19 protein-coding genes and 1 pseudogene are annotated in these 25,484 nt (G+C 68.0%); 6 read left to right on the top strand and 14 right to left on the bottom strand.

What is annotated here, in order from left to right; all coding sequences use genetic code 11:
* Positions 1–350: 350 nt before the first annotated feature.
* Together ACERM0_RS21690 and ACERM0_RS21695 are read left to right on the top strand one after the other, a co-directional pair.
* On the top strand, positions 351–1,649 hold the full coding sequence (locus ACERM0_RS21690; RefSeq protein ID WP_373680728.1) for a type IV secretory system conjugative DNA transfer family protein: 1,299 nt from the start codon (positions 351–353) through the stop codon (positions 1,647–1,649).
* A 207-nt stretch (positions 1,650–1,856) separates the two neighbouring features.
* Positions 1,857–3,041 carry an IS110 family transposase gene (locus ACERM0_RS21695; protein ID WP_373680729.1) on the top strand — a complete coding sequence of 395 codons (1,185 nt, stop codon included), beginning with the start codon at positions 1,857–1,859 and terminating at the stop codon, positions 3,039–3,041.
* Between the two features lie 339 nt (positions 3,042–3,380).
* Here the strand turns inward: ACERM0_RS21695 and ACERM0_RS21700 are convergent, their stop codons facing one another.
* From ACERM0_RS21700 to ACERM0_RS21710, 3 genes and pseudogenes are all read right to left on the bottom strand, one after another.
* Positions 3,381–4,904 (bottom strand): hypothetical protein, encoded by a 1,524-nt coding sequence (locus tag ACERM0_RS21700; protein ID WP_373680730.1) that lies wholly within the window; start codon positions 4,902–4,904, stop codon positions 3,381–3,383.
* 186 nt (positions 4,905–5,090) lie between these two features.
* Complete coding sequence (locus tag ACERM0_RS21705; protein ID WP_373680754.1) at positions 5,091–5,759, bottom strand: DUF559 domain-containing protein; 669 nt, start codon at positions 5,757–5,759, stop codon at positions 5,091–5,093.
* 117 nt (positions 5,760–5,876) lie between these two features.
* Positions 5,877–6,179: pseudogene (locus tag ACERM0_RS21710) on the bottom strand (zinc-ribbon domain-containing protein); the annotation flags it as partial.
* Positions 6,180–6,609: 430 nt separating this feature from the next.
* Between ACERM0_RS21710 and ACERM0_RS21715 the strand changes: the two are divergent.
* Positions 6,610–7,443, top strand: coding sequence for a hypothetical protein (locus ACERM0_RS21715; protein WP_373680731.1), 834 nt, complete (start codon positions 6,610–6,612; stop codon positions 7,441–7,443).
* 986 nt (positions 7,444–8,429) lie between these two features.
* On the opposite strand, the gene ACERM0_RS21720 is transcribed toward ACERM0_RS21715, so the two are convergent.
* The 4 genes from ACERM0_RS21720 to ACERM0_RS21735 all read right to left on the bottom strand — a co-directional run bounded on the left by ACERM0_RS21720 (position 8,430) and on the right by ACERM0_RS21735 (position 13,097).
* A complete protein-coding gene (locus ACERM0_RS21720) occupies positions 8,430–8,840 on the bottom strand; it encodes a nuclear transport factor 2 family protein (RefSeq protein ID WP_373680732.1) in 411 nt (136 codons plus the stop codon).
* Positions 8,841–9,025: 185 nt separating this feature from the next.
* The gene (locus ACERM0_RS21725; RefSeq protein WP_373680733.1) at positions 9,026–11,269 is read right to left on the bottom strand and encodes a hypothetical protein; all 2,244 of its coding nucleotides are present in this window, start codon (positions 11,267–11,269) and stop codon (positions 9,026–9,028) included.
* 200 nt (positions 11,270–11,469) lie between these two features.
* Entirely contained in the window at positions 11,470–12,438 is a 969-nt protein-coding gene (locus tag ACERM0_RS21730) for a 5'-nucleotidase (RefSeq protein WP_373680734.1), read from the bottom strand.
* 203 nt (positions 12,439–12,641) lie between these two features.
* The gene (locus tag ACERM0_RS21735) at positions 12,642–13,097 is read right to left on the bottom strand and encodes a hypothetical protein (RefSeq protein ID WP_373680735.1); all 456 of its coding nucleotides are present in this window, start codon (positions 13,095–13,097) and stop codon (positions 12,642–12,644) included.
* Between the two features lie 392 nt (positions 13,098–13,489).
* Here ACERM0_RS21735 and ACERM0_RS21740 point away from each other — a divergent pair, with 392 nt between their 5' ends.
* Positions 13,490–14,008, top strand: coding sequence for a hypothetical protein (locus tag ACERM0_RS21740; RefSeq protein WP_373680736.1), 519 nt, complete (start codon positions 13,490–13,492; stop codon positions 14,006–14,008).
* 216 nt (positions 14,009–14,224) lie between these two features.
* Here the strand turns inward: ACERM0_RS21740 and ACERM0_RS21745 are convergent, their stop codons facing one another.
* A complete protein-coding gene (locus tag ACERM0_RS21745) occupies positions 14,225–14,662 on the bottom strand; it encodes a hypothetical protein (protein WP_373680737.1) in 438 nt (145 codons plus the stop codon).
* Positions 14,663–14,917: 255 nt separating this feature from the next.
* Here ACERM0_RS21745 and ACERM0_RS21750 point away from each other — a divergent pair, with 255 nt between their 5' ends.
* Positions 14,918–15,430, top strand: a complete 513-nt coding sequence (locus tag ACERM0_RS21750) for a hypothetical protein (RefSeq protein ID WP_373680738.1) — start codon at positions 14,918–14,920, stop codon at positions 15,428–15,430.
* Between the two features lie 423 nt (positions 15,431–15,853).
* On the opposite strand, the gene ACERM0_RS21755 is transcribed toward ACERM0_RS21750, so the two are convergent.
* From ACERM0_RS21755 to ACERM0_RS21770, 4 genes are all read right to left on the bottom strand, one after another.
* Positions 15,854–17,809: a hypothetical protein gene (locus ACERM0_RS21755; protein ID WP_373680739.1), complete on the bottom strand. Its 1,956-nt coding sequence runs from the start codon at positions 17,807–17,809 to the stop codon at positions 15,854–15,856.
* A 32-nt stretch (positions 17,810–17,841) separates the two neighbouring features.
* On the bottom strand, positions 17,842–19,536 hold the full coding sequence (locus ACERM0_RS21760; protein ID WP_373680740.1) for a DUF4236 domain-containing protein: 1,695 nt from the start codon (positions 19,534–19,536) through the stop codon (positions 17,842–17,844).
* Positions 19,537–19,833: 297 nt separating this feature from the next.
* Positions 19,834–20,397: a hypothetical protein gene (locus ACERM0_RS21765; protein WP_373680741.1), complete on the bottom strand. Its 564-nt coding sequence runs from the start codon at positions 20,395–20,397 to the stop codon at positions 19,834–19,836.
* A gap of 112 nt (positions 20,398–20,509) precedes the next feature.
* Positions 20,510–21,067 carry a hypothetical protein gene (locus ACERM0_RS21770; RefSeq protein WP_373680742.1) on the bottom strand — a complete coding sequence of 186 codons (558 nt, stop codon included), beginning with the start codon at positions 21,065–21,067 and terminating at the stop codon, positions 20,510–20,512.
* Positions 21,068–21,280: 213 nt separating this feature from the next.
* Here ACERM0_RS21770 and ACERM0_RS21775 point away from each other — a divergent pair, with 213 nt between their 5' ends.
* Positions 21,281–21,610 carry a hypothetical protein gene (locus ACERM0_RS21775; protein WP_373680743.1) on the top strand — a complete coding sequence of 110 codons (330 nt, stop codon included), beginning with the start codon at positions 21,281–21,283 and terminating at the stop codon, positions 21,608–21,610.
* On the opposite strand, the gene ACERM0_RS21780 is transcribed toward ACERM0_RS21775, so the two are convergent.
* Complete coding sequence (locus tag ACERM0_RS21780; RefSeq protein WP_373680744.1) at positions 21,574–22,545, bottom strand: Rv3235 family protein; 972 nt, start codon at positions 22,543–22,545, stop codon at positions 21,574–21,576. The two genes, ACERM0_RS21775 and ACERM0_RS21780, sit on opposite strands and share 37 nt — an antisense overlap.
* Positions 22,546–22,562: 17 nt before the next feature.
* Positions 22,563–25,436, bottom strand: coding sequence for a MobF family relaxase (gene mobF, locus ACERM0_RS21785; RefSeq protein ID WP_373680745.1), 2,874 nt, complete (start codon positions 25,434–25,436; stop codon positions 22,563–22,565).
* Positions 25,437–25,484 lie beyond the last annotated feature (48 nt).

Consider the following 25,484-nt stretch of genomic DNA (forward strand, 5'->3'; position numbering starts at 1 on the left):
TGGAGCTCATCGCCGCGTTCGCGCTCGTGGTCGTCGCGACGGCCGCTGGTCTGCTGTGGGCGACGGCACAGCTCAGCGGCCGCGCCACGTCCGGAGGGTGGCTCGACCTCCCTGCCAGTTCGATGCTCCGTGCGACCGCCCGCGTCGTCGCTGAACCAGGCGACCCGGCGGCGGCGTTTGGGCCCGAGCTCGCCTCACTACTTCCGGGGCCGGTCGCCTTCTGGAGCGTGTTCACCGTCCTGGGCGGTGTGTTGCTCACGGTGGTCGCAAGGGTCGCCATGTGGCGCTGGTCACACCGACGTGCCGCGGAGCCAGGAACGGCCCGGTGGGCAACCAAGCGCGACGTCCGGATGCTGCTCGTGCGTCGTCCGGTCCCCGGCCGTCTCACCCTCGGACACGGGCCGGGTGGGAGGCTGCTCGCGACCGAACCTGGCCACTCGCTGCTCGTGCTGGGGCCGACCCAGTCCGGGAAAACCTCCGGGCTCGCGATCCCGGCGATCCTCGAGTGGCCCGGCCCGGTCGTCGCCACCTCGGTCAAGACCGACCTGCTCGCCGACACCCTCGCCGACCGCAGCGAACGCGGCACCGTGTGGACCTACGACCCCACCGGCAGCGTCACCGGCATCCCCCGCGCTGGCTGGACCCCGCTCGCGAACTGCGGTACCTGGTCCGGGGCGCTGCGGACCGCATCGTGGCTCACCTCCGCCGCCCGCGACGCGCAACTCCAGGAAGCGGACTTCTGGTACGCGAACGCCGCCAAGCTCCTCGCACCGATGCTCTACGCCGCAGCCACGGCAGGTCTGACGATGACCGACGTCGTGCGGTGGATCGACCTCCAAGAGGACACTGAGGTCCGGATGCTTCTTCAAGCCACGGGCAACGAGGCCGCGATCGCCGCCGCCGAAGCATCCTGGCGACGGGAGGAACGTACGCGCTCGTCGGTGTTCACCACCGCCGAGACCATCCTCGCCGCGTTCTCCGATCCAGCCGTCGCCACGTCCACCGAGCAAGCCGACATCGACCCGGAGCAGCTGCTCGACGGCGGCGCGCACACGCTCTACATCTGCGCTCCGCTGCACGAGCAGGATCGGCTCCGCCCCCTGTTCACAGCCCTCGCCCAGCACGTGCTGGTCACAGCCTACGAGCGGGCCGCCGTCCGCGGCCGGCTCGACCCGCCGCTACTGCTGGTCCTCGACGAAGCCGCCAACATCGCACCGCTACGCGACCTCGCTCAGGTCGCGTCTACGGCCGCCGGGCTCGGCATCCAGCTCGTGACCATCTGGCAGGACCGAGCCCAGATCACTGCTCGTTACGGCCATCACGCGGGCACGGTGTTCAACAATCACCGCGCGAAGCTGGTGCTGTCGGGGATTACCGACGCCAACACCACGAGCGACCTCGCCCAGGTCATTGGTGACACCGAGGTCATGCGCCAGTCGACGACCATCGACGCCGAAGGCCGAACCAGCGCTACCCGCGCCAGCCAGACCCAACTCCTCGCCAGCGCCGCCGCCCTCCGCCAGCTCCGGCCCTTCGAAGGCGTCCTCGTCTACGGCCATCTGCCCCCGGTGGCCGTCAAGCTCCGACGCCCTGACCGTCCGGGCTCTATGGGTCGAGAGGGCCGATCGTCGCGCGCGCGAGTGGGGTGACAGCAGGCCGCGAAGCCCTCGACCGCACCGAAGTCCCCGATGCGAGCGCTTCCGCTGCGATGATCCGCACACATGTCCTGCAGTTGGTTCTCATGGACTTCAGCGGCAGGATCGCAGCTCCCGGTCCGGGTCTGACTTGCGCTTCCGCTCGGCCCTGTCGGTGCCTTGCTTCCGAAGTGTCGACCCGGCCTGGGGTGCTGCGCGACGGTGCGGCGTGACCTCATAGGAACGTGCGATGTTGGCCCATCGCAGTGCTGTCCACCGCACCGCCGGCAGCGTCACTTCGCTGACCAAAGGAAGCGACATGGACAACATGCCACACGTCTCGGACTACGTCATCGTCGGGTCGACACCCACGCCGACGAGCACGTTGCTGTGGTCCTCAACCTGCTCGGCAAGGTCCTTGGTGGCCGCGCGTTCCCCACCACCCGGGCCGGCTATGCCCGGCTGCTCGAGTGGGCCTCGAGCTTCGGGGTGATCGACCGGATCGGGATCGAGGGCACCGGCAGCTGGGGCCGCGGCCTCACCCTGTTCTGCCTCTCACGCGGGCTCGCGGTCCGCGACGTGGACCGTCCCGATCGCCGTGCGCGACGCAGCCGCGGTAAGACCGACCTGCTCGATGCCGAAGCGGCCGCCCGGGCAGTACTGGCCGGGACGGCCGCGACCCTGCCCAAGACCGGTGACGGGCCGGTGGAGATGATCCGGGTGCTGCACATCACCCGTGAAACGGCCGTCAAGGCCCGCACCCAGGCGATCAACCAGCTCCGGGCCCTGGCCGTGACCGCGCCGCTCGAGCTCGCCGAGCAGCTGCGTGGACTGTCCCGCCGCCAGCTCGTGGCCACCGCGACCTGCTTCGAAGCCGCCGCGCCCGTCACCGACCCCACCGGCGCGACCAGGCTCGCGATGCGAACGCTGGCCCGCCGCATCGAAGCGCTCACCGACGAGATCGCACGGCTCGAGACCGAACGCGACCGGATCATCGACGCCGCCGCGCCGGCACTGCTCGAGATCAAAGGCATGGGCTACCACGCAGCCGCAAGCCTGCTCGTCGCCGCGGGCGACAACCCCGACCGGCTCCGCTCCGAGGCCGCGTTCGCCAAGCTGTGCGCGGTCGCGCCCATGCCCGTCAAGTCTGGCCGAACCGAACGTCACCGGCTCAACCACGGCGGGGACCGGCAAGCCAACCGGGCCTTGCACACCATCGTGGTGTCACGGATCCGCTGGCCCGATGAACGCACCCGCGACTACGTCACCCGCCGCAACCGCAACGGCCAGTACAAAGCCGACCTCGACACCATCCGCCGTCTCAAGCGCTACATCGCCCGAGAGGTCTACCCGATCCTCATCGACGCGCTCAGCACACCACCCGAGAAGAGCGTCACAGCGGCTTGACATCCATAGGAACTTCGGAAGCACCGAGTTACGCCGAACCGCCCATAGTTGACGCTCGAGGCGGCGGAAGCCATCGTCGCCGCCGACCCGCTCGCGAGTCCCCGCTACGCGCGGGGCCGGGTGCTCACTCGGAAGCGCGGAACCGCACATAGTCGACGGTCATCCGCACACAGGGCGAGACCCGCGGGCTACTCCCCGCTCTGCGCGTGTGTGTGCTTCCGCGGATTGCGTCGATCCGCAAGACGGACAAGTGTCGTTGTCGCCACTGCGCACCGCCGGTCTGCTCGTCGACGACGAACCGACCGAATGTTGCTCGGCCCGGTTTCCCGACCGGTGACGTCACAGCTTCGAGGCGGAGTCCTTCTGTCGGGCGTCAACCCACACGACGCTGACGTCGAGACCTGCGGTGTCGGCGAGCATCTCGCGCGCTTCCTCGATGCGTTCGACCTTGTCGTCCGACTTGTCGTTGTCGTGGAACCGCATGATGAGCAGCACCCCGGCCTGCACTTCCTCGGCGTCCTGGTAGGCGGGTAGCTGCTTGGCGATCCCGCTAACGAGCTTCGAGTTGTTCGCCTTCTTCATCTCCACCAGTGCGCGCCGCGTCCATCCGGCGCTGAACTTGAAGTCGACTGGCCCGCGGCCCGCGTTGGACTCGGGTGACAGGTCGATGTCGTGCGCCTTGCAGTAGTGACGAACGATTGAACTGAAGAGCCGCTGGCACTTCATTTCGGACACATCCCGATTGCCGTTCCAGAGAATGTCCCAGTCGCCCTGTTTCTCGACGCTGTGGCGGAACACCTCGACTAGCTCGCGGACCCACCCGACGAAGTCGTCGTCGGGGTCGGCGGACAGGGCGCCGATTCGGTCAGCGATGTGCCGCCCGTCCTCCCACCAGTGCAGCTCGTACCTGGGGTCGTTCTCAACGTCGTACGGATCCACTGAACTGTGCCGCAGACTCTCGATGTAGCCCTTCACTGAGTCTGGGTGGCGGCGCGCCACTCGTGCGATCTCGTCGGGATCGACCTTGGCACCCAACTCGTAGTTGAGGTCGCCGCGGAGTGCCTCATTCTCGTCGTGGGCGTAGACCCAGAACTCCTCAGGGTCGACCGTGGGCAGATCACGCAGGAACCGCCTAGGCGATAGCAGGACGCCCTTGCCGTTGAACGGGTTCATCGGCAGTTCTAAAACTCCATCACGCCATCGGAGGCGCTTCTCGTCCCACGCCGCGTGGCGCACTGGGAGCGGCTGAACGGGCACCCCGTGAGCTGCGGCCACCTGCGAGGTGTAGGTGACAAATCGGTGCTTGAGGATGTTGCACACGATGTCGCTGATGCGGTCGGCGCCGACGCCCCCCTTGATGAGCACCAGCTCCTCAAACGCCTCCACCCGCTGGAGGCCTGCCTCGATGGCGTCCTCCGCGGCGGCGGCCATCTCTTTCGCGATGCCCGCGCCGCTTCCTGCACCGGCAGTGCTGCCAACCGCGTAGCCGAGGCAGAACTCCTCAGGCTCGGGGAAGTCCAGCAGTCGTGTGGCCTTGCCGTGGTGCTGGGAGGTGGTGTCCTTGCCGGCCTTCAGTAGCAGCGTGAGGACGTGGTTGAAGAATCGGACCACCTCGTCGTGGGCACCTGCCCACACGCCGGTCGTGCCGTTGTCGTCGGCGACGAGGAACGGGTCAACGAACAGCCTGGTGTCCTCACGCAATAGGGCGTCGAACCAGTCGTCGTCATGCGTGGGTGTGAGGCGGAAGTGCTCAGTGAAGCGAGCCATCGCCACCTCCTCTACTCGCGCGTCGATCAGCGTACGCCGCACGCCGGGCGCCACCTCGTAGGCCAGCGCCCTCCAATCCGCGGAGAACGGGGTCAACACCCGACGCTTCCGACGAACACTGATCCCCGACTGATGATGCGCCGGAGTCCGTCGTCCGAGGGATGGGCGGTCGGGAAAGCTGGTGCGGCCGAACGGCTGCGCGTGTCGGTATTGCTATGCGCGTCTGCAGCTTCGCTCCCAACTGCCCGTAGTAACGGTCGTTTGCTTGCCGGCAAGAACCGACTAACGACGCCGGAAGCTGCTCGCCCCGATCGTGGTCTCGCCCCACAGTCGAAGGAGCGACTCGTAGACGGCTGAACCGTGCCAGCGTCTCTGTGCTTTCCACTGCGCGACTGCTTCGGATTTGGTGGAATCAGCCTCTAGGAGACGACTCATGATCTCTCCGACCACTGTCAGGTTGAGGCCAGTGGGGGCTGCTACGACGTCGGCTCCATGGTCGCCCGTGTCGACCTTGGCTCGAATCACGCGCCAACCGCTCTGGCGCAGGGCCTCGTCCTTGTTTTGGTCAAGCCCTGGGTCCTTGCGATGTCCGCCGCCGTCCCACTCCACGGCGACCTGGAGGTCGGTGATCAGAATGTCGGGCGTCACGAACGGCTGGTCCATGACGTATCCGCGAATCCGGACGGCGTCATGATCGAGGTCTACGGGGAACACCTGGGCCAACTCAGCGGCGAGGCGAAGCTCTTCCTTCGATCGCTGACGCGCACGATCGAGCCGGAAGACCCCGCCGCTTTTCGCTCGTTGGGAGACCCGGCTGTCGTGCTGCCTCCGCACCCAGCACCTCGGGCATGCATAGCCCTTCTCGATCTCGGTCGGCCTTCGGACGAACACGTGCGCCTCGCTGCACTCCCATAGCCAGGTAAGGCGTTCGTCGCCTGATGCTTCCGCCAAGGGGACAGGGTTTCGGTCCGAGAACCTCACTCCGTAGTGGCGGGCTCGCTCCACAAGGGTCCCGCCGGTGCTTTCACGCCGGCGAGCGAGTTGAGTGTCAATCTCGCACCAGGGACATCGCCGCCCCCGCTCGCTCTTCGCCCGTTGGACGACGGGTTGCTGCCAGCGATGGCGGACACCTTGAGGGCAAGTCCACCAAGCGGCGTACGTACTTGATGCGCCGATCGTCGCCGGGGTGACCTCGCCGTTCCGCTCGTCGTCCCACTCGCTTACGAGCCACGGCGCCTTCTCAGCGAGTGACTGACCAGGGCGAGCGCGACGTGTACTGGCTGGGGGTCGGACGCGACTGACGGACTGCCAGTCCGGCTCCCACTGGGCCAGCCACCTAGCAACTTCGGGGTCACGGTATTGATTGGACATGGATCGAACCCTACTTGGGCCCTGCGACAGCGCTCAGGCCGCACTGACGACGCCCGTAGCTTCGCGCGGGTGTCCGCACACGCGCAGCCGCACGCAGAAGCATGGCAGTCACGGTTCCCGAGCGCTCAGACCGCTCCGCGAGCCACGAAGACGGGTCCCCGCAGTAGAACTCGCTGGTCGACACCGCCAGCTCCGAGGCCGGCAATCACAGCGCGCAGGTCGGAGTCGGCGCAGGCGACTGCGGGCTAGCCTTCCATGGGGACACTAAGGTCGCTGACGCCGCGTGGCCGGACGAGAGCGGGGCCGTGCGAATCGCGGCAGGGGCTGCAGAGGTCGGTGGCAAGCGGCCACCGGAGTGCAGCTCGGCTTGTGCACCGGCGGACTGATGAGCCCATTGGGTAGATGCCGCCTAGAGGGGAGTCGGGTAGGCATGACAGTAGTGTGGTATGAGGAATTCCGCCGTCACGATGAGCGTCGAATTGCCGCAAACGACTCCATGATGGCGCTGCTAGCGGGGTCGAAACTGGCCGCACATACATTGCAGCTAAACCAGGGTTCGAACCATCGATTGTCGGAGCTGTTTCCTAGTGTTCCCCACATCCGCAGGCTCGACATTACTACGGAATCAGCTCAAGAAATTCTGGAGGACGCGGAGGGTCAGTTGGGCGCCATGGCCGTTCCTTATGTCCTGGCGCTGCACGAAGACCTAGTCGTAGGCATGGGATCCCTACTGCTCGGCGAGGGGCTCATTTCAAAGCAGCGGCTGGCAGGTTTGAAGTCAGCAAATATGCATGCTTGCCTCGAAGAAGCTTCGAAACAGCACTTCTCGGTAGTGCTGCTTGACCTATTCCACCTGGTTCGGCTCTCAAGAAACGCACACATCCACTCGGGAGGACGAGCCGAGTCCCCGCTGGTCAACCGGATCACGAAGGTAGCTGAGAGTTCGTTTTCTAGCTGGGAAGCCTTTACAGGAGACACCTTTCCTCGCTATAGCATTGGCGACAAGGTGCGACTTGGGCTCCCCGAGTTGATTGGTTGCTTGGCGGTTACGAAGCGACTCGCTGAGGAAGCCAACCAATTCCTTCAGTCGGCGATCTCGAGAGCAACGTGGGCAGATATGGTGGTTGCAGAGTGGAGACGGGAGCCCTCGCCCGGCAATCCTGCGCAGACTCTGCGCAAAGTCCGTGGGCTTGCACGGCACCGGTTTGCGGCGCTTTCTCTATCGGAGGATGAGTTGAAACAAGCTTTGGGGAGGGCCCAATGAAGTAGGGCCGGTCCGATTGGACCGGCCCTACTGACGAAGCGGGGGCTCTACCGTTGAGCTACGTCTCAGCGAACTGAGCCGCCAGGAGTCGAACCTGGATCTCCCTTTCGTTCTGTCGGATTCCCCAGTTGTGAACTGGTAGGCCCGGAGCCGAATCCGTGCGGAGCTACCGCGCAGACATGTTACCAGGCGGCGCGCCCGTCGGGCGAGGAGGTCCCTGCGCCACCCGGGGGCCGGCGTCCGGCCGGCGACGTTGGGACGCACACGTCAAGCATCGCGGCGCGCTGCGCGCCACGCACCGGAGCCCGCCCGCCGCTATGTGCGGCAGCCGTGTCGCCGGCCCGCACACAGTCACGGCGATGATCGCGGTCGGAGTTCAAGGCTGGTGCGACCCAGCAGGAGGCCAGCTGCCGCGCGGAGCGTCCCGGGCAGTTGGAAACCTGCCGTGTCGGCGTGTCGCGTTCCAAGGGTCAAGTGTGCTCCGTGTCGCACACGTGGCTGGATATGGTTCTCCAATGAGACTCCCGCGCCCAACCGGTCGACCGAAGGACGATGCGGTCGCCTGCCCTGAGTGCAACCGCGAGCTGCCCTTCAACTGGGACGTCGTACCACCCTCAGACGTCAAACTCGAAGGTCGCTTCGATTACGGCGAAGCGCTCCACCCTCCAGACGAGGGCTGCGCGGTCGCCCGCGTCGCCATCTCGCGGTCCGACGTGAACACGGTGATTCCCGTGGAGTGGCATTGGCGTGACGGCACCGCGGTCAACCGCACGTGGGATGCGCCAGACCGATAACACCCGCGGTGCTGACTCGCGCCACGAGCGACGCTTTCCGCCCGGCCTCAGTCGGCGCGAGTGCATATAGGTGCCCGTCGCGGTCGTCTGCCATCGGTGCCACGTGCACGCGCCCACGCCGCGCCGTTGTGTGCGCTAGTGCCATGGCGGGTGGTGCGCAGAATCACGGCGATGGACGCAGGCGGATCATCCCTACGGACGGGAGGCCCGGGCTTCCAGAGGAGGGCGCTGCTTCCGATAGGAGTCCTTCTTGATGATCTTCCCGCGGTGCACCGTGAGGAAGTCACACCCGTTGACTTCGATTCGGCGCCCATCGATCAGAGTCCCGGTGAGCGTCCACTCGGAGACGCCGTAGTCGGGAGCGAGCGCGTGGTGACGTCCACCCGCCCACTCGGCGTCGGGCATCGACTCAAGGACCTTCGCGAAGGCTCTGCGCACCTCGCCCTTGCCCGTGTACCGCGTACCGCAGATCTCGTCACCACCCGAGGCTTCGAAGACGCAGTCCTCGGCGAAGAGGCTCATCAGGGCATCGAGGTCGTGACCGTTCCACGCCTTGGTGTGGTTCTCAAGGAGGGCCAACAGATCGGATTCACGTTCAGACACGCTAGATGCCTCCGTGGGCGGAAACTGAAGCATCTCAGAGAAAGGGATTTGCGGTCCGTTGTGCGCGGCGGCTGCAGAAGCCCCGTCCGCCCATGATCACGGCAATGTCACCCCCGGGCCATCATGGTGCGGTGCCCTCACTGTAGGCGACCGAGGTCCTCGACCTGCTCGCCGAGATGATCTAGCTACCTGACAGTCGCGTTCGCGGCCCGGACGATGTCGGCGACGACGGTGGGTAGATCCCCGCGAGGTGACAACCCGAGCTCCTTCATGGCTGCCACCGTTCGCTTGGCGAAGTGCATACCGAGGCGCATCTCATGCATCCGCTCAGTCACCTCCTTCAAGGTCTCATGGCCTCGACGGGCCCCACGGAGTCCCTCCCAGCTGCTGAACTCTGGGTAGACCGCCCGCACGGCCTCGTCCTCGATGTAGACGAGGATGTCCTCCCCGCGGAGACCGAAGAGATCCATGCGGCGACCCCGTCCCCTCAGGCGGCGCCGAAGGTCAATTAGGGCCCGCTCCTCCTTGGTACGGGGCTTTCCTCCTGCTTCTAGCCTGCCGGCATCGGCGTGGTCCAGCATCACGCCCATGCCGACATCTAGCACTAGCTCGAGGAGCTCCATCTGGGCGAGGGAAACAACCTCATTGGCTCCACGCATAGGCACGACGACAACGCCCGCCTCGAACAACAACTCCCGATAGAAGGCGCCGAGGACCAACGCATCAACGGGCCCCTCAACGAAGAGCACATAGCGGGTCAGCGCGAGGAGCTCACCGTGCGTCAGACCCAGTTGGGCGGACAGCGGCGAATCTATATCGATGGCCGCCGGTTCGAAGGCCGTCACCACAGCGCCTTCAGGCGTCGGACTCAGATGCAAGTGGCGCCACCCCGACCGGCCCAGGAACAAATGCGAGTGGGTCGCGATCGCCACGCCGTGGGGGCGAGGGTGGGTGAAGGAGTCGATGATCCGCCGCTGAGCGCCCGGGTGCAGGTGCCGTTCAGGTTCGTCGTAGAAGTGCAACACCGCTGGTGGTGTGATCACATCCCTCCAGTCAGGAAGGCCTTCGAGAAGGAGTTGCACGAGCACGTCCCGCTTCTCTGGTGGCGCGTTCGACGATCCGCCCAGAACGTCGTATGCATCACCAACGGATCTGCGGATCTGGGAGAGCGCGGCGTCGAGATCCGCGACCAGCCAGGAGGCCTCGCCCCCTTCGCCGGACAGCTGCTCCTCGAGCTGGACGCCAATCGCGAGCTGCTGATCGCTGGTAAGGCGGTGAAGGCTCGACGCCAGCCAACCCATGTCGGTCTGTAGTTGCTCGAGTTCTGCAGCGCCCTGCGCAAGACCGATGTCCAACCAGGTCCTCTGCCCCGAGGACAAGCTCTCGAAATCGCCTCTTCTGGTGAGACGGAGGGCCGGCGCAGGCTCAGACCCGCGTGTGTCGAGCATCAGGCCTGTCGGGTACTCGCCGTCCGGGTAGAGCTCCAGATGCGGCGCGACCAGCTGTAACGCCTCGGTGGCCACACGACACGCCCGAACGAGCAGCCAGAAGCGAACGTCGCTTTCGAGTCTAGGACGCTCCTCTGAGGTGTCTGGAGGGTCGCGGAGCAGGACGCCCTCGAAGGCCTCGGCAAGGGCGACCGCTGGAAGAACGGCATCCTCGAAGACGTCCACGAGGTCGAAGACTGCTTCATCTGCCGTGCGCTCCGACGCGAGCCATACCACATGGATCGGCGCCCGATCCCGCGGCGGCAGAGATAGGAGATCCACGTATCGACCCCGCCGCGGTTCCGACTCCTCCAACCAACGTCTCAGCGGGGCGAAAGCATCGGGCAGATCGGGAGCGAGGTCAACGAGCCAACCGGGGGGAGGACCTTCCAAGACGAGGGTTCTTGAATAACTGCGCCGGAACTCCACCTCGCTGGCAGCCTGCCACAGGTCGTCGTCGAACCAGCCCCGGCTCAGCCCCCGGGCCTCCTCGACGCCCTCCAGCTCAGAAAGGCGATACCGCACGAGCGGGCGGTCGGCGAAGGACCTGAACAGGTCGGCCAGCGCAGCCGGCTCGATCCCCGAGACCGCTTCTCTCCATGACGTTCCCGCCTCCACGCCGAGCATGTTCCAGAACGCGGTAGCGCGCCGAAATGACTCGGGTGTTCCGCCAGATACGAACGAAGGGGGCAAGGGCAGCTCGGACGCGTCACCGCGGACAACCACGGAGATCTCTGCATGCAGCGGGACTGCCGCTCGTCGCGCCAGTTGCCACAGACTCGCCTTGGATCCGAAAGCGAGCGCGATGGCCTCAAGGAAGTTTGTCTTTCCGCTGCCGTTCTGACCGTAGAGCACGACTTGACGGTCCCACTCGACCCGCACTTCTTGAAGGTTCTTGTAGCGGTGGACCTCGAATTCGAGGACTTCAACGGAGGGGCGCATCACACCATTCTGACAGACGGAGGGCGGTGGATCACCGTCCTGGTCACCCCTTCGGGCGAGTCGGCCCCTCCTCCTCGTCCAGCGAGGCGCCCGTCGGCCGTACGCCCGCCTTCCTAGAATCAAGCCGGCTCGTCCTAACCCTCCGGAAAGAGGGGGGAGGCTTATGTGCGGGTGACGGTGACTCGGCATGGCGCGCAGAGTCACGGTGATGGATGGTCACCAAGTGGCCTAGTAACAGCCTGAGTGCTCTCCTGTTCGGTGCGCGAGGGATCCAGGCGGTACTCGGCCGGAACCTGCGCAGCGGGTGTCTGGGATCGAGCTGGCTCAAGATGAGCAGACTGGTCATCGAAGAAGATGTGCGGTCGGAGTACCCGTAATACGCCGGCCTTCTCCAGCCCGCCGAGGTAGAACGTCTCGTTCAGGTGGATGCCCCAGGAGCGCAGGGTCCGGATGACCCGCTTGTGAGCAGGTGCGTTGCGTGCCGTCACCAGGGACATTCGAAGAGGGTTGTCAGCCTCCGGAAACCGCTGCTGGATGCGCGAGAGCGCCCTGAGGAATGGCTGCAGCGGGCCAGGACTGAGTGGTTGATCGGCGTGAGCTTCTTCATGTTGCAAGAAGGCATCCAGACCACCGGCCCGGTAGATCGCTTCTGATTCTGCACTGAACAGAACAGCGTCGCCATCGAACGCAATCCTCACCTCCGATGGAATTTCATCCGTCGCCTCGTCGGGGACGCGAAGGATGCGTGCCGCCGCCACACCGTGTTGCATGGCTCCGGCTACGTCCTCCTCGTTTGCTGAGAGGAAGAGGTCGCAGCTGAATTCACGTAGGTAAGGGCCCGCGCTGGTCCCGTCAGTGAAGGCCCACCGGGGCACTTCGAGGCCATGGTGTTCTACGGAGTTCATGACGCGCAGGCCGGTGTCGGCATTGTTCCGGGAGATGATCAAGACTTCGACGAGCGCCTCATCGGCTAGTTCGTTGATGCGCAAGAGTCCGCGCACGAGTGGAAGGGCTGTCCCTGCCGCTAGTGGCTCGTCCTCGTTGGCTGTCTGGTGCTCCCGGTAGGCCGCTAGCCCCTCTGTCTCAAAGATGCGGTGAGCTTCATCGAGGTCAAAGAGCGCGCGAGACGAAATGCCAACGACGAGTTTGTCCGCTAGATCGTAGGGCAAGAGTGACTCCTAGCTCACGGGAAGCGTAGTCCCTGACGTGACCGAGAACCTCGCCAGCCGTCCACGCACGCCCGCGCGGATGGAAAGTGGTGCTGAACCGTCGGAGCGAGCGATTGGCGCAGCAACCACGGTCAACCTCCGTGCGATCATCAGGGCCGCTCAGTCGGTCGCGCACATCATCACGGTTTCGGAGAGCCCCTTCGTCATCGGGCGGCGCCGCACACGGCGAACACGGCTGCGGTCAACGCGCCCACCGTGAAGGCCGCGTAGATGGCACGGAAGGCCGTGCTGTACGTCAGTCCGGCGGGGGCACGGTCGTCAGCGATTGCCGTGAGGTGCGCAGCCTCAAGGCCGGTCGTTTCAGCCAACCTGCCCTCGACGGCCTTCATGGCCGCTTCGCCCACATGCACGAGTTGACGGGTTCGGGACTCGAGCGTCCAGAAGGCGCCGGTAGCCACCAAGCCGAGGACAGCTACCAAGGCCGCGACGACATGACGTTCGTCGTCTAGGGCTCCGATGTAGCTGACGGTGAGGAACGCGGCTGCGACGAGGAAGAAGTTCATGGCCCTCATTCGCTGGTCGGCGTGGAGGCTGAACCACCGCCATCCGTGGTCGAAGACCCGGGCCTCGTCCGCGCTCAACCTCGAATCGTCTGACATCTTTCGAGTCCTTCTCCATGTCCGTCTGCCTCTGCGTACGTGGACAACGGAGGGTACGAGGAGGATGTGACTCGGAAGCGTAGGCAGTTATGCGCGAATCGGTACGCCGTGGACACACGCATCGTCACGGCTTCTGTGCTCACGTGGCCTGAGACTATTCACCAGATGGTCTCATGTGACTGGAATTCGGTTAGTCGGGCAGAGATACCGCGACCCTGTAAGCGCCGAGTCAGCCCGCTCGAGACCGTGATGTTGGGCGACGGCTTCGATGGGCTCCCCGCGCATAGTTCGCCGTCGCTCCTAGCGCCACGAGAGGTGGAGCCCGCCGATCCCCCACGCATCGGGACAGGTGAGCCTAGGGTTGATGGCCCCACCCGTTGTGTGAGGCACTGATGCGGCTTTCCGAGAAGACGATCGAACTGAACTTCTGCCATCAGATGTCGCTCGTTCTGGGCCAACCCAGTTGGTGGTTCGGTACTACGCAACGGCAGGAGCGCGACCTCGGCTGGGACGTAGCGGGTCACGTTGCGGGTCGGTGGGTGAAGTTTCAACTGAAAGCATCCAACGAGGTGTTGACCAACGGTCGACGTCGCTTCCGCGGGCACCACGAGCAACTGGTTGAACTGCAGGCGCAGGCAGCAGCGCCTGGGGAACCGCATGCCCCGGAACAACGTGGCTGCCGCCGTGGCGCGGCTCGCCGGGGAGGCTGGCATCGCCCGGCGGATGACCCCACACACGTTGCGGCACGCGGCGATCACCGCTGCACTGAACACCGCGCGCACCTACGTGATGTGCAGGACTTCGCCCGCCACGCCGACCCGAAGACCACCATGCGCTACGACCGCAACCGTCACAGCCTCGACCGTCACGCCACCTACGCCATCGCCCAGTACATCGCCGGCTCCGAATAGAAGTCCGGCGTTTCCGCAAGGTCGGGGATGCCCTGTGCTCGTGAGCGTCGGCCAACCTGGGCCCGTCTACTCCCGATCCTCGACGGAGGCTTTCGAGGTCCTCTGTCGCCCGTTGGACCTGGCGCTGCGTCGCCGCAGCCTCCCGGGCGTAGCTGCTCGTGCCCGCAAGACGCCCGTCCACGAAAGGACGGGCGTCTTCGCGCATGGACGGCTGCCTCAGCCGAGCTGCTCGAGGATGTGCTGGCGGGCCGGGCCGTACATGACCTGCCGGCCGTCTGGGGTGTCGTCGATGAGCTGGCGGGCGAACCGCAGCCCGCCGTTGGAGCGCCAGCCTTTCTCGATGCTCGAGTGCGTGCCGCCGTAGCGCTGCGGGCTGCGACCGAAGTGGGTGTCGCGGAGTTCGGCGATGCTCACCCCCTCGTCACCGGCTGCGGCTACCAGGCGCAGGTAGTCCAGCCGGTTCTGCCCGTACCCGGGACCGGCGACGACGCGCAGGATGTCGGCGAGCTCGGGCCCCGCCTCGCCCGGACCGGCGGTGCGGGATGCCAGCGGGCTCGTCGCCGGGCTGGCCGTGTTGGCGATGTGCTCGAGCAGCGCGATTGCGCGCGCGATTTCCGCGGCATCGTCGGTGTCGATTGTCAGTTCGATGTGCATCGGCGTCCTCTAACTGGCGCAGCAGCAGCGTTGCACTCTAGTTCTCTAGTGAAGCACACTGCATGCACTACTACAACTGCGTTCGCTCCGGCTCGTATGCGTTGCGTCCGGCGCGGTAGCGGCCACGGTCTGTAGCCCCTCGCGTCCGGGAGTCGCGGTACGCAGCGCTTGCGACGCCGACCGGCTTAACCAGGTGGGTACGCCGGCCGATGACCTGACGGGGAAGGCGACGAAGGGGACAATGTGGAAGCGCCCGTGGAACCGCTGTCGTGGCGGACTCGCGTCGTGGAGGCCGGGCTGGGGCTGTGCGCCGTGGTCGGCACTATCGCGCTGGTCAGCACCCGCTGGCTGGTCGTGTTCGCGATGCTGCCGCTACTGGTCGGCGGGCTGCTCCTGCGCGAGCGCACTTTGAGCCCGGAGCAGTTTGCGAGGGAGCAGCGGGTCTGCGAGGAAGCACGCGCGGCCAAGGCTGTGCGGGTCGACCAGCGGCGGGTCGAGGCTTACCGCGCCCAGGAGCTCGCTCGCCTGGCCCGCGAGGCGCAGCTGCCGCCGCTGCTGCGCGAGGTGGCGCTCGACACCGACGCAGGCCCGGCCTGCCCTGCGTGCAACTCGACGCAGTTCGTGCTGCGCCGGGCTGACAGCGCCCGTCGCCGTGTCGGTGTCGCGGCCGTGCTCGGCGGTGTGGTCGGTGGGGCGGCGCTGCTCGCTCTAAACCCGCGCGACTGGATCGAGTGCGCCGTGTGCGCCAGCGTCTACCGGCGCGGCTGACCCGAAGGCGATCAGGCGACGGCGCCGGGGAAGTGGCCACGCAGGATCTGCCCGTCTGACGGTGCGGGCGACCCGTGGCATGACGCGGCCGTCAGCGCCTCCCTCCGACAGCGCCTCAGCCCGCCGGGTCTCCGGCCACAGCTCCTCCGAGCATCCCGACCACCGTCTCCACCAGCACCCGGTGTAGACGTCACGGACCGCCTCGGTGATCACGCTGCGGGCCGCCCAAATCGTCCGTTTACCGCGCCTGCCGATATACCCGGCACGTCGGAGCTCAGCTGCCCGCCGGCCCCCCGTGTGATCGCGTTGGTAGGTTGCCGCACCATCAGCGTGGTGCGAGTACCAGCACGCCTCGCCGGCCGCGTGACCGTCAGGGGGCGGCGTGGCCGGTCCGTTCCGGCCACACCGCCCCCGTCGAAGGTGTCAGCGGGGTAGCCGCAGGATGCCTTCGGGGTCTGCCGCGTAGACGTGCCCGTCGAGCCCGGAGCCGAGCCGGTAGACCTTCTCGGTCCCGGCAATCGACTGCCACGTGCCGTCGCGGTAGGCGACCACGCCACCGTCGAGCACCGCCCAGGGGCTCCCGTCGGTCGCGACCGTAAGGTCGCGGACGGAGCGGGTGGCAGGCAGCCCGGTACCGAGCGTGTGGTGGGCCCAGCCGGTCTCCGGGTCGTAGCGGTGGATGCCGTCCTCGGTGCGGGCCCAGACACGCCCTTGCTGGTCGACCTGCAGGTCGCGGCACTCAGTGGGCAGGTCGTCGTGGTCGCCGACGCGGTGGTTGTACCCACCGATCGGATGCCGGTTGAGGCCGTCCCAAGCGACCCACACCACCTCGCCGTCCACGGCGAGCGGCTCGTTGCCGTCCTCAGCCGCGAACACCTGCGTGTCGACCCAACCCGACGCCTCGAGCCGAAACACGCGTCCGTCGCGCGGCGCGAGCAGCCGTGCGTGCTCATCGACCGTGACACGGAGGATGGCCAGCGGCATCGGACCGCCGGATGGCAGTTCGCGCACCGATAGCCCTGCGGCGAGCGTGAAGGTCCACAGGCGGCCCGCATCAGGCCGCCACTCCCCGGGCTGGTCCACCCGGGTGTAGACCACCACCGTGCCGGCCACTGTGGACCCGGCCCAGAGGACGCCTCCTTCGGTGCGGTGCAGGTGCCAGCGGTCACCGTGATGGACCGCGATCCCGGTCGGCGTCACGGCCACGAGCGTGCCGTCGCGCATCGCGGTGAGATGCCACACGAACGCCGGCGGCAGCCCATCAGCGAGGATCTGCGGGCCGGTCGATCCCGGGCCGAAGCGGGTGACGCCGCGGTCGTGCGCGACCCACAGGGACCCGTCGTCGCTCACCGCTGATGCGCGGATCTTGGTCGTTTCACCGGGAACGGGATCGATCGGGTGGTCGCGCTCGCCGTCGTTGAGCGGCACGACGGATCGGCGCGTGACGAGCCGCAGCCGGTCTCCGCCGGCGTGCAGCGCGACCCAGGGCCGATTCAGGTCTCCCTGCGGTAAGTGGCGCCGCGTCGCGTGCCAGCCGTCTGAACGCTTGATCGCGAGCCGACCGCTTGCGGTGAGGCACCAGATGCCGTCGAAGCTGTCGATGACGGCATCGACCTCCTCGCCAGCGAGCAGGTCCGTGGTGTGGAAGTGGAGGAAAGCGCCACCTGCCTCTGTCGTCGCGAACCCGCCTTGGATACCGATCCGCAGGCTTCCGTTGACGGACACCGCGATCGCAGACGAGGGCAGATCACTGATCCGTGGCAGGCCGCGCCAGGTGAGCTTGTGCCATCGGTCGCCGTCCCAGTGGCTCGCGTGAAGGTCGCACCCCTCATCGTGCCACCGGCCGGCCGAATCGGTCAGCGACCAGAGCTGTCCAGCCGCATTGGTTACACCTCCCGCCCTGGCCACCTCGATGGGAACGCTGACAACACCGGCCTGCGCCTGCGGCTGCGCCGGCCGCTGAAACTCCGGGATGCCGGCGACCGCGCCGACGGAGGCGTCGCGAGGCGTCGGGTACAGCCGGTAGTCCATGAAGCTCACGAACGTGCGGTCCTCGCCGACGAGTTCCCAGCCACCGTCGATGAACCTGAAGTAGCCGTTCGCGTCGCCCCACAGGACGCCGTCAGCCGCGACCGCCACGTCGAAGAGCGGCCGGTCGCTACCGAGCTCGGGCGTGTGGCGGTGCCAGCGACCGTGCTGCAGCTGATACAGGCGCGAGAGCGCTATCGCCCAGACCTCGCCGTCGGGCCCAGCGGCAAGAGCGGTTGCAGCTGCGTAGGGGAAGCCGGCCATCGGCACTCGGCCCGGGCCTGTGGTGATGGGGGCGGCGGCGAGCCGCTCCAGCCCATGGCGGGCGAGGTCCTCCCAGACGGTGGGCAAGGACAGCGAGCGAGGGACCGGCAGCTCGCCGGTCACAGGGTTGCCATCAACAGTAGCTCGTCCTGCAGTTCGTCTCGCTCGCGGGTCAGCTCCTCAGCGAGGTCGGCGAGCACATCGCGACCTGCAGCTTCAGCGGTCTCGACCTCGACCATCAGGGCCCACATCGCCCGGGCGCGGATCTCGTCGTGCTCTTGATCGAGTTGCACCAGCCGCCGCTCGAGCCGCGCGATCTCCGCGCACAGCTGCCCTCGGTCGCTGGTGGTCGCCGCGGGTGCTGCTGCTCCGGCTCGCCAGTCCGCGACGACGCGGGCCAGCAGGTCCTCGTCGCGGGCGGCGTACGCCCCGTTGAGGCGTGCCATGTGCTCGGTCCGGCGGGCCCGGTCGTCCTCGTCTTGCGCGAGATCGGGATGCATTGCCCGGGCAGCCTGGCGGTACGCCCGCTTGAGGTCTTCGCTCGCGGGCGGTGGCGACCCGCCTTCTGAGGTCTGCCGGCAGGCGTCCTGGTGCTGTCGGGCCTGCTCACGCGCGGCGCGGGCCTGTTGCTGGAGCAGTTCGTCGTGGGGCGCGTTCGCGGCCCGCGCCTCCACGAGCCGTGCCCGCAGGTCCGCGACGGCGGACAGCAATCCGCCGACGCGGGCGAGGTAGCGCCGAGCGAAGGTTTCGAGCCGGCTGACGTCCTCCGCCAGCTGCCGTTCTCGCTCCACCACCTGCTCAGTGAGAAGGTCATGTCGTGCCTGAGCTGCAGCCAGCTGCTCGGCTGCGACGGAGACGACCTGCGAGCCGGCAGACGCGGAAGGGCCGCTGTCGAGAACAGGATGGTCGGGATCGAGCCGACCGATCGCGCGCCGGCAGGCATCCGCCAGATCATCGCGGCCAGCTCGACGTGCGAGGTCGAGCCGGCAGGTTAAGGCGGCCACCCTGACCGAAGCAGCGGTCTCGCCAGCCGCGAGAACTTGCCGCAGCCGCTCGTCGGCGGCGTGCAACTCTCCGGTCGCCGTCGCAGCGACCGCGAGGTAGACATCCAGGAGCCTGCCGGTGTCGCCTTCCAGCCGCGGCAACCCGTCGAGTTCCTCCAACAGTTGTGCGAATCGACCGAGTTCGCACAACAGCTCAGCGACCGACAGGGCGGCCGCGTCGGTGGGATGCAGCTGCTCAGCGACCTCGAGGGCGCGCTCGAGCCTGCCGCCGGCCTGCAACGTCTCCACGAGCATGTGCATGGCCGCATCCGTGCCAGCTGGCAGGTCCACCTCCACACCAGGGGCGACCGTGACGGTCACCGAGCGCTCTTGAGAAGACCAGCGGGTCTCGACCAGCGGCCGGAGCAGACGTTCGGCGCTCATGAGGTCATCGTTCGCCAAGGCGTCGAGCGCCACGTGAAGAGCTGTGACGCGGTCTTCGTTCTCCCGCTCCTCATGTGCTGACACCACCCCGCCTGCAGCAGCACGTCGATGCTCGGCTGCCGGCCGCGCCGCTCGCGCCGCACCGTCGCCCGTGGCCGCTGCGGCAGAGGCGCTCGCCTCCCCACGCCCGTCGGCTGGCCGCCAGCGGAAGTCCTCGCGCCAATACATCCCGGTGCCGGGCAGCCCGACCGAACGGGTCCCTCGACCTGAAGAATGGAACGAGACGCCGGCACCGCGCGGGCCAAGCCGCACACCGACCCCCCGGTGGGTGACGTTCAATCGAACACCGGGCAACATCTTCATCGATCGCCGGAACCGGAACCCCATAGCCCGCCCTCGTACGCCAGCCGTAGCTACGCCAGCCGTAGCATGCCGTGCACCGCACCCGGCCGCGCCCTCCCCTGACTGCACGCCGCGCCGGATCGCTGGTCCGCCGCGGGCGAGTGTCACCCCCCTTCGATGAGAGTGGTTCTCGATCCCGGCGCAAACCGCCGGTATCGCTATGTGCGGCTCGGTGTCGACGTCGACGCGCACGAAGTCACGGCGATGGCGCCGGACGCCGGAGCGCCCCTGGGGTCAACGACTTGGCGGCCTGCCCCAAGCACTGCGATGCGCGGCAATCTCCTACTGGCGCCGCGGCCGAGCCGGCAGCGGATTGCGCCAGCGCCGACGTTCGCCCTCGCCCTCCTCGCTCCACGTCACGGTAACCGTGCGGTCCCGGGTTGCCATCGAGGGGGCGGCAATGAAGCTCAATGCCTCACCGGAGCCCACCTCGGCGGTATCGCCCTCGAAGCCGACTAGAGGCAACGTCTCGTCTGTGGCAACATCAACGGATCGCGCGGCGAGGTCCCCTTCGTTGGTCAATCGATATCGGTCCCCTTGCTCGTGCTGAAGCCCCCACTTCACCCGCGCCGGCGGCGCCACGAGACCGCCGCCGACGCCCTTGGTGGCGATCTTCTCCAGGGCATCCACGATGCGACTGGAGTGCTCTTCAGCCACTTCGGCAGCCGCTTCAGAGCGGGCAGCCGTCGCTTCAGCCACAGTTTGGTCTTGCTCCATACGTTCCCGAGCCAAGGTGCGGTCCTGCTCCAGTCCCTCGCGGGTCAGCCGGTTGGACCTCATGTTCAGCACGAAGGTCACAACCACACCGATGAGCGCGACGATTGTCGCGATCGCTTCCCAGTCCACGGTCGACCTCCTCAGAGGGAAGCCTACGGCCATCGGGTGACAAGACATTGGAGCTCTGGCGACCCAGGGGCAGGATTGTGTGCGGGTCGGCCAGCTGGACCGCCGCCCATCATCACGGTAGTGAGTACCCAGAGCCTCGCGGAGCCGAGAGCGCTTCGAGTGTCGCCTGGCCGAGTTCATGGCGACAGGCATCTCGCATCCGCTCGATGGCGAACCCGATGCGTCTTGCACGGTCATCAGGCAAGCCCGCTGTCCCCTGTGCCCGCCCATGTCGCGTCACCGAAGAGAGCTCCTGCTCAATGGTGGCAAGGGTCTCCTCGGCTGCCGCCACGACGTCGCTGGTCCCGAGCAGCCGGATCTCGGCCTGTGATTTCGTCAGGGAGGCCCACGCACCGTGAAGTCGGGGGATGTGCCGAGTGAGCCACATCCCAACGAGGGGCTCCCAGGGGCGGAGCCGCGAACCGGACGCCAAGAGGTTGGCGTGGTTGCCTATCAGCGCGGAGAGTTCGGTTGCCGTCGCCAGGAATTCAACGTACGCAGGGAACCGACGATCGGCGTGCCACTGCGCCTTTGCTCCACGCTGGTCTCGATGATGCAGTGCCCATTGCGCCGCCGTAGTGATGATCGCCACGGCTACTGCGCCCAGCAGGGCGATCACTGGATCCTGCAACGGTTCTCCTCAGATCGGCGAAGGGCGTGGATCACGAGCTCCGCCAGTCTGCCAAGCCACTGCGACATGCAGTCGGCGCTTTGCGCGGTGTTGCTAACCGAGCCATCAGCCCATCGTCACGGATGTGATGACACTCGGTCCGTCGGGTCGGGCCTCGCATGCAACGCCGTCAACAGCGTCGCTCAGCGAGGGATTGGCATCGGTGCCGGCCGGGTGTATGCCCTGGTGGATGTATGGGAGGGCGGTGTGACCGGTGACCCGCTGTTCGAGGTGTCTGCTGACCGATACCGGGAGGAGTTCCTGGTGGCGCTGGAGGCCGCACGCGCGTTGCACGACCCGGCAACCGAGTGGGAACTGTTCCGCGACACCTTGTGGGACCACCTGTCGCGGGTGTTCGGTGTCGAGATCCAGGAGGGCTGGCCCGAGGGGCTGCCCGACCACGAGCACGTACCAGTCGGTGATGCGCGTGCCGTGGCGGGGTGGCTTCGACAGCGTGACGAGGACTTTCAGCGTTCGGCGGCGATCCCCCGGGGTTGCATCTGACGTCGTTGCCGAGGGCGTGGATCGGGCTCACGCGCCGTGCCGTTGCGGTTGGTCCCGAGAGCGCGGGCGGCGGCTCGGAGGGTTCGGGCGAGCTCGTCGCGGTCGTGCTGGTGGTCGGGATCGTCGGGGGCGGAGCCGAGGACGCTGCGGGGGTCGGTGACGTTCCAGCGTCGGCGGTAGGCGTGGATCTCCTCGATCACCCCATCGCGCAGGCCGCGGCGCCACTCGTGGTCGGGGCTGGGGCCGAGGAGTGCGTCGAGCTGCCGGTCGTCGAGTTCGGTGGGATGCCGATCACGTCGCAGGTCGACGTCCGCGAGGGTGTCGCGCAGCTCACGTGTGTGGCGCAGGGTCGCGAGTTCGGTGTCGAGCTCGCTTCGGAGCCGCTTCCAGGCCTTCTGCTGCGTGCGCAGCTCGCGGGTCTGGTCGCGGTCGGCTCCGGCTGCGCGGAGCTCTCGGACCCGGGTCGTGGTAGCGCGGTGGGCGGCGTCGACGAGCCGGCGCTCCTCCTCGATCACCCGCACCCGGGTGTCCAGGTCCTTGGTTTCCGGCGGGGTATTGGGGGTGTCGCGAGCGACGGTGGGTCGGGTGAGCCGTTCGAACTGGTCGATGCGCCAGCGGCCAGCATGGTTGCGGGCGAAGTGCAGGACCAGCGCGCCCCAGTGCTCGCCGGTCTCACGGGTGGGGATGGCCGCGGTGATCTGACCGGGAAGGTGCCGATCGAGGTGGATGCGCCCGACATCGGTGGGCCGGACCGGCTCACGGGCGCGGGCAGCAGGATGCTGAGGGCGGCTGCGGTGGCGGCGGTACTCAGCCGGGGTGAGGAACTTCTCGAGCTGCTCAGGAGGCCGCAGGCCACGTTCGACCTCGAGATAGACGCGGGTGATGCGGTAGACGTCGGCGCGGACCTGCCGATCGGTCGGTTCGAAGGACGGCACGGTTCACGACCTCCCGCTCAAGCGACGTCGCGGCCGACGTCACGCCGCGGCGTCAGCGGCAACTCGGCTGGCGGGAGACGAAGGGCGCGGCGCGCCGCGAGCAGCCCACGGACCGCCTGCTGGTAGACGTCGCGCGCGGCCTCGTCGGCGGGAACGGCTCCGAGCGGGAGCCGTGCGTCGTGGATGGCGTGCTGCTTGCGGTAGGTGTCGATCGCGGCGGCGGCCGTGTCCCAGACCTGTTGTCGGTCGGGGTCGGCGGGGCGGGGGCCAAGCGCCCGCGTCAGGTGCCCGCCCGAGGCGGCAACGACCTCGGGTGTCGTCTTCGCCGGGGCGTCGTTGTCGGGCTGGTGGTCGAGCGCGAGGGTCTGTTGGTGGCTGCGGTGCAGGTCGGCGGTGAGCCGCTCGGCCGGGCTGCGGGGGTCGTGCTGGTGGACCTCGGGATGGGTGGGGTCGTCGATCGGGTCATGGTCGTGGTCGTGGCCGACGAGGTAGAGGCGGTTGTCGGTACGGCCACGGGAGAGGGCGACGTAGCCCCATTCGCGGTAGATCTCGTCGCTGCCGAGCACGAAGGTCGCGTCGCAGCTGAGCCCTTGGGCCTTGTGGGCGGTGAGTGCGTAGCCGTGGGTGAGGTGGCCGGCGTCGAGGTAGTCGGCCGGCAGATCCACCAGGTCGTGCGTGTCGTCGCGGCGGACGGTGAGCTGACGGGTTCGGTGGTCGATGGCGGTGACGGTGGCGCGGGTGCCGTTGAGGACGCCCAGGTGGCGGTGGTTGCGCAGGCACAGCACCCGGTCGCCGACCTGGAACTGGTGACCGGCGGCGGTGAGCGGCCGGCCGGTGAGCTGCCCGTCGGCGGCCATCCGGGTGCGGGCACGGGCGTTGAGGTCGTCGATGTCGATGCGGCGGGCAGCGACCATGACCGCATCGCGACCGTGCTCGGCGCTGGCTTGCCACCAGTCCCCCACGAGCTGTTCACGCACCGTGTCGATGGTCTCGGCGACCACGAGCCGGCCGTGCTCGGCGTAGGCGTCGACGGCGGCGGGCAGGTCGCCGTCGCGGAGCTCGTCGAGCGCGGCGATCTCCCACTGGTGGTGCTGCCGGCGGTTGTCGGTCAGCTCGACGGCGGGCAGCCGGGCGGTGAGGCCAGCGAACGCGCCGCCGGCGTCGATCTCGGGCAGCTGGTGGTGGTCGCCGACCAGGACCAGCTTGGTGCCCGTCTGCTGGATGGCGTCTAGGAGCCGGGCGAGGGTGCGGGTGCCGACCATGCCGGCCTCGTCGACCACCAGTACCCCGCCGGGCGGGAGCGCTGCGCCCGGGCGGGCGAGCTCGGCGAGCAGCCGATCGATCGTCGAAGCCGGGATGCCCGAGCCGGTCTGCAGCTCGAGGGCGGCGCGGGCCGCGAGCGCGCAGCCGACCACGTCGATGCCGGCTTCGCGCCAGGCGTCGTAGGCGGCGCCGAGGGTGTAGGTCTTGCCCGTGCCCGCCCGGCCCACCAGCACCTCGACGCCCTGCCCGGAGCGGGTCAGCTGCTCGACGGCGCGGCGCTGCTCGCCGGTCAGCGTCGCCCGCTGCGCCAGGACCCTGTCGACGGTCTGCTCGTCGACGACGGCCCGGCCAGCGCCAGTGAGCCGGGTGGCGGTGTCGACCAACTGCTGTTCGAGGGCGAGCAGCTCGGGCGTGGTGTAGCGGGGCTCCCCGGCGCCGAGGTGGACGAGCCGGCCGTCGGCAAGGCGGATGCCAGCGGCGTCCGCGAGCCGGGTCACGGGCGCGTTGGTGCCTGTGAGCCGGATCGTGCCGGGCTCGGCCGGATCGAGCAGCCGGTCGGCGAGCCGTTCGACCGCGATGACGTCCGCACCGTGGCGGAGCTGTTCGCACCAGCCCCGCAGCGCATCCCGGCGGGTGAACGTCGAGGCCTTGGCGGTCAGCCCGGCGGGGCCGAGCAGCCAGCCGACCTGCCGCACCCAATCCGGATCGCCGACCGTCTCGCGGGCCGCGCGGGGGTCGGTGACCGCGGCGACCTCCCGGCCGCGAAACCCCAGGGCGGCGGCCCGTTCCCGCCAGCCGGCCCGTAGGCGGTCGGCGTCGGCGTGGGACTTGGCGGCACGGGTCGCCAGCGTGGCGACCTGCGCCGCCCGGGCGGAGGTGTGCCCGTGGCGGTGGAGGGCGGCGAGGATGTCGGCACGGCGGCGGGAGAACGCCTCGATCAGCGGCCGCGGGATGCCCTCGAGGTCGGCGTAGCCGTTGGTGACCGGCCCGAAGGCCACGTCAAGGCGGCGGGTGAGCTCGGCGCGGAGCTGGGCCTGGTAGAGGTAGCCAGCGGTCTTGCCGTGCAGGTACAGATGCCGGGCATCGAGCGACCGCCACCGGCCGTCGTCGGTCGTGTGGGCGAGGTTGGCGACCAGGACGTGGGTGTGCAGCAGCGGGTCGTCCGCACGGGAGGTGCGGTGCCGGAACGCGGCGGCGACGAACCCGTCAGCCTGAACCTGTTCGTGGCCGCCCTTGCCCCGCCGGGCGTGGGCGGCATGCCGTTCGAGGTAGTCCAGCGCCGCGACCACGGCGGCATCGTGGGCCTGGCGCACCTGCCGGGAGACGTCCGGGTCGGCAAGCGCCCACAGCAGCGATACCGACTTCGGCGCCCGGAAGGTGAGATCGAACCCGGGGACGGTGCGGGCATGTCCCACCAACGGCTGCCCGTCGACCGGCGACGCACCGGCCAGCACCGTCCGGAGCGTTTCGGCGGTGACCAGCCCGGACAACCCGAGTCGGGTCGAGGCGGTGCCGAGCCACCGGCCGGGGGCTTCGCCGACGCCGGTGTAGTAGGCCTCGACCGAGGTGGCGACCGTGGTCAGGTAGTACTCGGCGCCGCCGTGGGCGAGCTTGCCGATGTTCAGCATCCCCCGCCCCCTCCCCCGTCGCCGTCGCAGCGGTCGGCGGGCGGGTTG

The sequence above is a fragment of the Egicoccus sp. AB-alg2 genome (genome assembly GCF_041821065.1).
Taxonomy (GTDB): domain Bacteria; phylum Actinomycetota; class Nitriliruptoria; order Nitriliruptorales; family Nitriliruptoraceae; genus Egicoccus.